Source organism: Pseudomonas sp. B6(2017) (genome assembly GCF_002112765.1).
GTDB classification, from domain to species: domain Bacteria; phylum Pseudomonadota; class Gammaproteobacteria; order Pseudomonadales; family Pseudomonadaceae; genus Aquipseudomonas; species Aquipseudomonas piscis.
This window is the reverse complement of record NZ_NEIQ01000049.1, coordinates 1-2,863: the sequence shown is the minus strand read 5'-3', so window position 1 is coordinate 2,863 and position 2,863 is coordinate 1. Positions and strand designations below refer to the sequence as shown.

The 2,863-nt window shown below is 65.1% G+C and carries 2 protein-coding genes; both read left to right on the top strand.

Translation table 11 applies throughout. The features are described from left to right. The coding region (locus CAG11_RS32815; RefSeq protein WP_143494891.1) for a phosphopantetheine-binding protein at positions 1 to 745 on the top strand (745 nt) is incomplete at its 5' end. Between the two features lie 3 nt (positions 746 to 748). Beyond that, a partial coding sequence (locus tag CAG11_RS32810) for a condensation domain-containing protein (RefSeq protein ID WP_143494889.1) occupies positions 749 to 2,863 on the top strand: 2,115 nt, incomplete at its 3' end.

Genomic DNA, 2,863 nt, shown 5'->3' with positions numbered 1-2,863 from the left:
ACGCTTCGTGCCCGATCCGTTCGGCGCGCCGGGCAGCCGGGTGTACCGCAGTGGCGACCTGACCCGTGGCCGCCCCGATGGGGTGGTGGACTACCTGGGTCGGGTCGACCACCAGGTGAAGATCCGCGGCTTCCGTATCGAACTGGGCGAGATCGAGGCGCGCCTGCGCGAGCAGGAGGCCGTGCGGGAGGCGGTGGTGGTGGCCCAGGACGGGCCGACCGGCAAGCAACTGGTGGGTTACCTGGTGATGTTCGATCCAGCCCTGGTCGACGATGCCAATGCCCAGGCCAGTGCCCGGGACGCCGTGCGCCGTGCCCTCAAGGCGCGCATGCCGGACTACATGGTGCCCACCCACCTGATGTTCCTGGCGCAGATGCCCTTGACCCCCAACGGCAAGCTGGACCGCAAGGGCCTGCCACAACCGGACGCCAGCCAGATGCAGCAGGCCTACGTGGCCCCGCAGAGCGAACTGGAGCAACAGATCGCGGCGATCTGGGCCGAGGTCCTGCGCCTGCCGCAGGTAGGGCTCAACGACAACTTCTTCGAAGTGGGCGGCCATTCCCTGCTGGCGATCCAGATCACCTCCAGGGTCCAGGCCGAGCTGGGCCTGGAAGTGCCACTGGTGGAAGTGTTCCAGACCGAATCCTTGCGGGCCTATGTCGAGGCCGCCAGCGTTTGTCGCGCTGGCAGTGCGGCTGATTTTGATGATCTTCGTGAATTCTTGAGCGAACTAGAGGCGATTTGAACCATGCTTTCCAACCCAAACATCGATCTGGTATCGCGCTTTCTTCGACTGCCTCTGGAGCAGCGCAAGCAGTTCTACCAGCGCCTGCAAAGCCGTGGCATGAGCTTCGCCCAACTGCCCATCGCCTCCGTTCGCGAAAGCAACGACAACCTGCCGCTGTCCTATGCCCAGGAGCGCCAGTGGTTTCTCTGGCAGTTGGAGCCCGACAGTGCCGCCTATCATGTGCCCAGCGCATTGCGCCTGAGCGGACGCCTGGACATCGCGGCCTTGCAGCGCAGCTTCGATAGCCTGGTCGCGCGTCACGAAAGCCTGCGCACCCGCCTGCATCTGCAAGACGATCGCATGACTCAGCAGGTGCTGGCCCAGGCTTCGATCGAGATCGTCCTGGAGCCGATCGACGAAGCCCGCCTCAAGGAACGGGTAGAGGAGGAAATGGCCCGGCCTTTCGACCTGCTGCAAGGCCCATTGCTGCGGGCCAGTCTGCTGCGCCTGGGGGAAGAAGAGCACGTGCTGGTGCTGGTGCAGCACCACATCGTGTCCGATGGCTGGTCGATGCAGGTCATGGTCCAGGAGCTGATGCAGCTGTACGCCGCCTACAGCCAGGGGCAGGAGTGCGCGTTGCCGGCCCTGGCGATCCAGTATGCCGATTACGCCCTGTGGCAACGCAGCTGGATGGAGTCAGGGGAGAAGGCGCGGCAGCTGGAGTACTGGCTGGCGCTGCTCGGCGGTGTCCAGCCGGTGCTGGAGTTGCCGTTCGATCATCCACGCCCGGCACAACAGAGCTACCGTGGCGCACGCCTGGATGTGGCCCTGGAACAAGGGCTGGTAGCGGCACTCAAGGGGTTGGCCCAGCGTGAGGGCGTGACCCTGTTCATGGTCCTGCTGGCCTCGTTCCAGGCCTTGTTGCATCGCCACAGCGGCCAGCAGGACATCCGCGTCGGGGTGCCGATCGCCAACCGCAACCGAGTGGAAGTCGAGCGCCTGATCGGTTTCTTCGTCAATACCCAGGTGCTCAAGGCCGATATCGACGGGCAGCTGACGTTTGCGCAGCTTCTGCAGCAGGCCAAGCGCCGCGCGCTGGAAGCCCAGGCCCACCAGGACCTGCCGTTCGAGCAGTTGGTCGAGGCGCTGCAACCGGAGCGCAGCCTGAGCCACAACCCGTTGTTCCAGGTGATGTTCAACCACCAGGCCAATGCCCAGGCCGACGCCGGCGAGACGCAGTTGCCCGGCCTGCGAGTGGCCAGCCTGGAGTGGGATAACCAGAGCGCCCAGTTCGACCTGAGCCTGGACACCCAGGAAACCGCCGAGGGTATCTGGGCCTCCCTGACCTACGCCACCGACCTGTTCATCCACGCGAGCATCGAGCGCCTGGCGCGCCACTGGCAGAACCTGCTGCGCTCGGCCGTGGCCGATCCGACTTTGCCGATACAGGACCTGGCCCTGCTGGAGGCTGAAGAGCGCCAGCGCATCGTTCATCAGTGGAACGCCACCGAGCGCGACTACCCGCTGCAATGCCAGGTGCACCAGTTGATCGAGGAACAGGTAGCCCTGGCTCCCGAAGCCCCGGCCCTGGTCTTTGGTCAGCAGCGCCTGAGCTATGCCGAGCTCAACCGCCGGGCCAACCGCCTGGCCCATCGCCTGATCCAGGCCGGGGTCGGCCCGGATGTGCTGGTGGGGCTGGCGGTGGAGCGCTCGATCGAAATGGTGGTGGGCCTGCTGGCGGTACTCAAGGCCGGTGGCGCCTATGTACCGCTGGACCCGGAATACCCACGCGAACGTCTGGCCTACATGCTCGAAGACAGTGGCGTGAAACTGCTGCTGACCCAGGCGCATCTGCTGGAGCAGCTGCCACTTGGCGGTGAGGTGGAGTGCCTGGCCCTGGATCAGCTCGAAGCCAGCCTGGCAGGTTACAGCGAAGAAAACCCGCAGATCGCCCTGGACGGCGAGAATCTCGCCTACGTGATCTACACCTCCGGCTCCACCGGCCAGCCCAAGGGCGCCGGCAACCGGCATTTGGCGCTGCTCAACCGCCTGTGCTGGATGCAGGAGGCTTATGCCCTGGGTGCTGGCGACACGGTCTTGCAAAAGACCCCATTCAGCTTCGACGTCTCGGTATGG